The sequence below is a fragment of the Phenylobacterium sp. genome (genome assembly GCF_035944335.1).
Classification (GTDB): Bacteria; Pseudomonadota; Alphaproteobacteria; order Caulobacterales; family Caulobacteraceae; genus Phenylobacterium.
Genome location: NZ_DASZBG010000057.1, coordinates 23,162 through 29,181, shown reverse-complemented (window position 1 = coordinate 29,181; position 6,020 = coordinate 23,162). Strand labels below are relative to the sequence as shown.

5 protein-coding genes are annotated in these 6,020 nt (G+C 68.2%); 3 read left to right on the top strand and 2 right to left on the bottom strand.

Annotated elements, in window-relative coordinates:
• On the bottom strand, positions 1-1,118 hold a 1,118-nt coding region (gene glmM, locus VGT80_RS10305; protein WP_327455441.1), incomplete at its 3' end, for a phosphoglucosamine mutase.
• Positions 1,119-1,235: 117 nt separating this feature from the next.
• On the opposite strand from glmM, the gene glmS reads away from it, so the two are divergent.
• Positions 1,236-3,053, top strand: coding sequence for a glutamine--fructose-6-phosphate transaminase (isomerizing) (glmS, locus tag VGT80_RS10300; RefSeq protein ID WP_327455439.1), 1,818 nt, complete (start codon positions 1,236-1,238; stop codon positions 3,051-3,053).
• A gap of 260 nt (positions 3,054-3,313) precedes the next feature.
• Here the strand turns inward: glmS and VGT80_RS10295 are convergent, their stop codons facing one another.
• Positions 3,314-3,556 carry a hypothetical protein gene (locus VGT80_RS10295; protein WP_327455437.1) on the bottom strand — a complete coding sequence of 81 codons (243 nt, stop codon included), beginning with the start codon at positions 3,554-3,556 and terminating at the stop codon, positions 3,314-3,316.
• Positions 3,557-3,794: 238 nt separating this feature from the next.
• Here VGT80_RS10295 and VGT80_RS10290 point away from each other — a divergent pair, with 238 nt between their 5' ends.
• Together VGT80_RS10290 and VGT80_RS10285 are read left to right on the top strand one after the other, a co-directional pair.
• Entirely contained in the window at positions 3,795-4,667 is an 873-nt protein-coding gene (locus tag VGT80_RS10290) for a UTP--glucose-1-phosphate uridylyltransferase (RefSeq protein WP_327455435.1), read from the top strand.
• Positions 4,668-4,799: 132 nt separating this feature from the next.
• The gene (locus VGT80_RS10285; RefSeq protein WP_327455433.1) at positions 4,800-6,014 is read left to right on the top strand and encodes an NAD-dependent epimerase/dehydratase family protein; all 1,215 of its coding nucleotides are present in this window, start codon (positions 4,800-4,802) and stop codon (positions 6,012-6,014) included.
• Positions 6,015-6,020: the final 6 nt, after the last annotated feature.

Genomic DNA, 6,020 nt, shown 5'->3' with positions numbered 1-6,020 from the left:
GGCTCGAACTGGCGGGCGAGCGCGCTCATCGGCTTGTCGCTCTCCTTCAGCACGGTCAGCACCTGCAGGGCGGCCAGCAGGCCGTCGCCGGTGGTGGCGAAGTCGCGCAGGATGATGTGGCCGGACTGCTCGCCGCCCAGGTTGAAGCCGCCCTCGCGCATCCGGGCCATGACGTAGCGGTCGCCCACCTGGGTGCGCTCCAGCGTCAGGCCCAGCGTCTTCACGAACCGCTCGAGGCCGAGGTTCGACATCACGGTGGCCACGATGCCGCCCCCGGTCAGGCGGTCGCGCTTGGCCCAACTGTCGGCGATCAAGGCCATGATCTGGTCGCCGTCGACCACATTGGCCTTCTCGTCGCAGATCACCAGCCGGTCGGCGTCGCCGTCCAGCGCGATGCCGATGTCGGCGCGGTATTCCTTCACCGCCTTCTGCATGGCGGCCGGGTGGGTCGAGCCGCACTCCTCGTTGATGTTGAAGCCGTTGGGGGTATTGCCGATGGTGATGATCTCGGCGCCCAGCTCATAGAGCGCTTCCGGCGCCACCTTGTAGGCCGCGCCATTGGCGCAATCGATGACGATCCGCAGGCCCGCCAGGCTGAGACGCCTGGGGAAGGTCGCCTTGGCGATCTCCACGTAGCGCGCCTGGCAATCGTCGATCCGCTGCACCCGGCCAAGGCCGGTGGGCGAGGCGAGGCCCTCCTCCAGGCCCTGGTCCATGAAGGCCTCGATCTCCAGCTCGCGCTCGTCGGAGAGCTTGTAGCCGTCGGGGCCGAACAGCTTGATCCCGTTGTCGGCGAAATGGTTGTGGGAGGCCGAGATCATCACGCCCAGGTCGGCGCGCAGGGACCTGGTCATCATGGCGACGCCCGGCGTCGGCAAAGGCCCGAACAGGCGCACGTCCATGCCCACCGAGGCGAAGCCCGCCACCAGGGCCGGCTCGATCATGTAGCCGGAGAGCCGGGTGTCCTTGCCGATCACCACCAGGTGGCGGCGGTCGTCCTTGGACATGAACAGCTTGCCCGCCGCCATGCCGACGCGCAAAGCCACCTCCGCCGTCATCGGGTGGCGATTGGCCTGCCCGCGGATGCCATCGGTTCCGAAATAGGCGCGCTTGGTCATCGGCAGCTCACGAAACGATCCGAAACTCAGATTTAGTCGACGCGGATTTGTTCAATGGTAAAGGCGGCTTCGCTCACGCTCGACCGGCGTCGTTTATCATAAAGGAAGCCAAAGCCCATGTGCGGGATCATCGGCATCGTCGGGACGACGCCCGTGCAGTCGCGGCTGATCGACAGCCTCAAGCGGCTGGAATACCGCGGCTATGACAGCGCGGGGATCGCCGGCGTGGTGGACGGCCACGTCGAGCGCCGCCGCGCCAAGGGCAAGATCCGGGCGCTGGAGGAGGTGCTGGCCGCCGACCCCCTGAACGCCACCGTCGGCATCGGCCACACCCGCTGGGCGACGCACGGCGGGCCCTCCACCCGCAACGCCCACCCGCAGACGGCGGGCCGGGTGACCCTGGTCCACAATGGCATCATCGAGAACTACGCCGAGCTGCGCGAGGCGCTGAAGAAACAGGGCCGGACCTTCGAGAGCGAGACCGACACCGAGGTGATCGCCCAGTTGCTGGACGCCGAGCTGAAGACCAGGCCGCCACTGGACGCGCTCAAGGCGACCCTCGACCAGCTCACCGGCGCCTATGCGCTTGCCGTGCTGATCGACGGCGAGGACGAGCTGATCATGGGCGCACGGCGCGGCAGCCCCCTGGTGGTGGGCTACGGCGAGGGCGAGATGTTCCTGGGCTCCGACGCGCTGGCGGTCGGGCCGTTCACCAACCGCATCGCCTATCTGGACGAAGGCGACTACGTGGCCATCGACCACCACACCGCCAGGATCTTCGACGAGACCGGCCAGCCGGTCGAGCGCCCGGTCACCACCGTCCCGGCGTCCGCGGCCCTGGTCGAGAAGGGCAACTACCGGCACTTCATGGAGAAGGAGATCCATGACCAGCCGGAGGGCTGCCAGCACACCATCGCCGCCTATGTCGATCCGCTCACCGACCACACCTCGGTCGCCGGCGATATCGACTGGGCGAAGCTGGAGCGGGTGCAGATCGTGGCCTGCGGCACCTCCTACATCGCCGGACTCATGGGCAAGTACCTGATCGAGCGGCTCGCCGACCTGCCGGTGGATGTCGAGATCGCCTCGGAATTCCGCTACCGCCAGCCGGCGCTCAGGCCCGGCTCGCTGGCGGTGGCCATGTCGCAGTCGGGCGAGACGGCCGACACGCTCGCGGCCCTGCGCTACTGCCAAGCCAAGGGGATGCTGACCGCCGCGGTGGTGAACGCCCAGGAATCCACCATGGCCCGCGAGGTGGACGTGGTCTGGCCGATCCACTGCGGCCCGGAGATCGGCGTCGCCTCCACCAAGGCCTTCACCGCCCAGGTCTGCGTTCTGACCGCCGTGGCCATCGCCGCCGCCCGGGCCCGCGGCCGGATCGACGAGGCCGAGGAACAGCGGCTGGTCAAGGTGCTGCTCGAGGCGCCGCGGCTGGTGGCCGAGTCCATCAAGCTGGAAGACGCGGTGAAGGGGATCGCCCAGGAGGTCTCAAAGGCCCGCGACGTCCTCTTCCTGGGCCGCGGCCCCATGTATCCGCTGGCGCTCGAGGGCGCGCTGAAGCTGAAGGAGATCAGCTACATCCACGCCGAAGGCTATGCCGCGGGCGAGCTGAAGCACGGGCCCATCGCCCTCGTCGACGAGGACACGCCGATCGTCATCCTGGCGCCCTTCGACAGCTATTTCGAGAAGTCGGCCTCCAACATGCAGGAGGTGATGGCGCGCGGCGGCCAGGTGATCTTCATCACCGATCCCGAAGGCGAGAAGCATGCGCCGGCCGGCGCCCGGGTGGTGGTGACCGCGCCCAAGTCCGACCCGCTGATCTCGCCGCTGGTGCTGGCCGCCCCGGTGCAGCTCCTGGCCTACTATGTGGCCGTCCAGAAGGGCGCCGACGTGGACCAGCCACGGAACCTGGCGAAATCCGTGACGGTGGAGTGAGCCTTTCCCTCCCCTTCGTGGGGAGGGCACGGCTCGACGAAGTCGAGCCAGGGGTCGGGAAGTGTCTGGCGGAACCTCGGCGTCTCGGAGCTTGGGCGTGGCTTTCCCACCCGTCGGTCGCGGAGTTTATCCTCGGGCCGGTCTTCGGCCGGACCCGGGCTCCAGCCACCCTCGCCATCAAGGGGAGTTAAAGGCCGCCCCAAAACGCAAAACGACCGCTCCTCGGGAGCGGCCGTTCGCAGACGATAGATCGTCGGGTCTTACTTCGGCGCCGCGGTGTTCGTGGCGGTCGAGTTCGTGGTCGTGGTGTTGGTCGTCGTGGTGGAGTTCGACGCCATCGCATTGGTGTCCGCCGGGGCGGTCGTGGTGGTGGTCGTGGTGTTGGTGTCAGTGGCCGTCGCGTTGGTGTCAGCGGTGTTGGTGTCGGCCTTCTTTTGGCAGGCGGAAACGCCCAGAGCCAGAGCGGCGGCGACGGCGACGGAAGTGGCGATACGCAGTTTCATGTGGAATTGCTCCCCTGGAGGACTATCCCCCGACCGGGCGAGTCATACACGGCTTTGTGATTTCCCGAAATCGTGATCGTAGCTTGGCCGGAATTTTTTGTGACCGGCCCTGTGGCTTTCGCCGGCGGGCTCCTTTAGGGCGCCTGCGGACGGCCGCCGGGATCGTCAGCGCGGCCACCGCGTTTGAGGGCGACCGAACGCTGAAGCTTCGGGTGTCGTCATCGGTCGGAGGGGATCTATGGGAAAACGCGTGCGCAAGGCTGTCCTGCCGGTGGCGGGGCTCGGGACGCGTGTGCTGCCGGGCGCCAAGACCACGCCCAAGAACCTGCTGAACGTCGTCGACCGGCCCATCCTGTCCTACATCGTCGAGGAGGCGCGTGCGGCGGGCATCGAGCATTTCGTGTTCATCGTCGGCCGCGGCCAGGGCGCCATCGAGGACTATTTCGACGCCATCCCGGAGATCGAGAACGCCCTGGAGGCCAAGGGCAAGCTGGACATCCTGGCCGAGGTGCGGCGCGACCTGCCCAAACAGGCCGGCGAGATGAGCTTCATCCGCCAGATGGCGCCCTTGGGCCTTGGCCATGCGGTGTGGTGCGCCCGCGAGGTGATCGGCGACGAGCCCTTTGCGGTGATGTTGCCCGACATGCTGATGGCCGCCGAGCCGGGCGCGCTGGCCCAGGCCGTGGCGGCCTATGACAAGACCGGCGGCAACATCGTGGTCGTCGAGCCCGCGCCCGAGGGCGAGGCGCACAAGTACGGCATCGTGGCCCTCGACGGCCAGGACGGCCGGCTGAACCGCATGACCGGCATGGTCGAGAAGCCGGCGCCCGGGACCGAGCCCTCGAACCTGTTCATCTCCGGCCGCTACATCCTGCAGCCGGAGATCTTCGATGTGCTGCAGACCCAGGAGCGCGGGGCCGGCGGCGAGATCCAGCTGACCGACGGCATGGCGGCCCTGATGAAGCGCCAGGACTTCCACGCCCTGGAGTACGACGGGATCACCTACGACTGCGGCGACAAGCTCGGCCTGCTGCGGGCCAATGTCGCCTTCGCGCTGCGCCGGCCGGAGCTCGCGGACGCCGCGCGCAAGATGATCCGGGAATTGCTCTGACATGATCCTTCTCCCGCAAGGGGAGAAGGCCGCCGGGCTCCGCACCCTGCGACCGCCTGCCGCAGGTTCTGCTTGGCGAGCCTGGGTGTCTGCGCTAGCCCTTCCGTCGGGGGAAGACGGCACGGAGCGGCGATGCGCGTTCTCATCCTCGGCGGCGACGGCTTCTGCGGTTGGCCAACCGCGCTGCACCTGTCGGCCCGTGGCCATGACGTGGAGATCGTCGACAACGGTTCGCGCCGGCGCATCGACCAGGAGCTCGGCGCGGGCTCCCTGACGCCCATCGAAGCGCTGGCGACCCGGCTCGCCGCCTGGCGCCAGGTCACCGGCCTGACCATCGCCGCCCACAGCTTCACCGTCGGCAAGGACTATGACGAACTCGTAGACGTGCTCGAGCGCTTCCGCCCCGACGCCGTGGTCCACTTCGCCGAGCAGCGCGCCGCGCCCTATTCCATGAAGAGCGCGCGCCACAAGCGCTACACCGTCGACAACAACCTCAACGCCACCAACGACATCCTCTCGGCCATCGTCGAGACCGGCCTCGACGTCCACCTGGCGCATCTGGGCACCATGGGGGTCTATGGATACGGGACCGCCGGCATGGCGATCCCCGAGGGCTATCTGACCGTCAAGGTGAAGACGCCGTCCGGCTGGGCCGAGCGGGAGATCCTCTATCCGGCCAATCCCGGCTCGATCTACCACCTGACCAAGACCCAGGACGCCCTGCTCTTCCAGTTCTACGCCCGCAACGACGGCGTGCGGATCACCGACCTGCACCAAGGCATCGTGTGGGGCACCCAGACCTTCGAGACCCGCCTCGACCCGCGGCTGATCAACCGCTTCGACTACGACGGCGACTACGGCACCGTGCTGAACCGCTTCCTGATGCAGGCCGCCGTCGGCTATCCGCTGACCGTGCACGGACCGGGCGGCCAGACGCGGGCCTTCATCAATATCCAGGACACCGTGCGCTGCATCGAGCTGGCGCTGATCCACCCGCCGGCCCGCGGCGAACGGGTCAAGGTGATGAACCAGATGACCGAGTGCTGGCGGGTGCGCGAGCTGGCCCAGATGGTCTCGCGCCTGACCGGGGCGGAGATCACCCACCTGCCCAACCCGCGCGCCGAGGCCGACGAGAACGATCTGCTGGTCGAGAACTGCCGGCTGCTGTCCTACGGCCTCGACCCGATCACCCTGGAAGAGGGCCTGCTGCTGGAGGTGGCCGAGATCGCCCGAAGCTACGCCGACCGGGCCGACGTCTCGAAGATCCCTTGCGTCTCGGCCTGGAACGCCGAGCGCGCGGCGGCCACCGCCGGCGCCGCGGCGGCCTCGGCCGTGGCGGCGGAATAGGCCTCG

Bases quoted from the DNA above. Each gene is read 5' to 3' on its own strand.
- VGT80_RS10285 (WP_327455433.1), top strand. From the start codon at position 4,800: ATGCGCGTTCTCATCCTCGGCGGCGACGGCTTCTGCGGTTGGCCAACC.
- glmS (WP_327455439.1), top strand. From the start codon at position 1,236: ATGTGCGGGATCATCGGCATCGTCGGGACGACGCCCGTGCAGTCGCGG.
- VGT80_RS10295 (WP_327455437.1), bottom strand. From the start codon at position 3,556: ATGAAACTGCGTATCGCCACTTCCGTCGCCGTCGCCGCCGCTCTGGCT.
- VGT80_RS10290 (WP_327455435.1), top strand. From the start codon at position 3,795: ATGGGAAAACGCGTGCGCAAGGCTGTCCTGCCGGTGGCGGGGCTCGGG.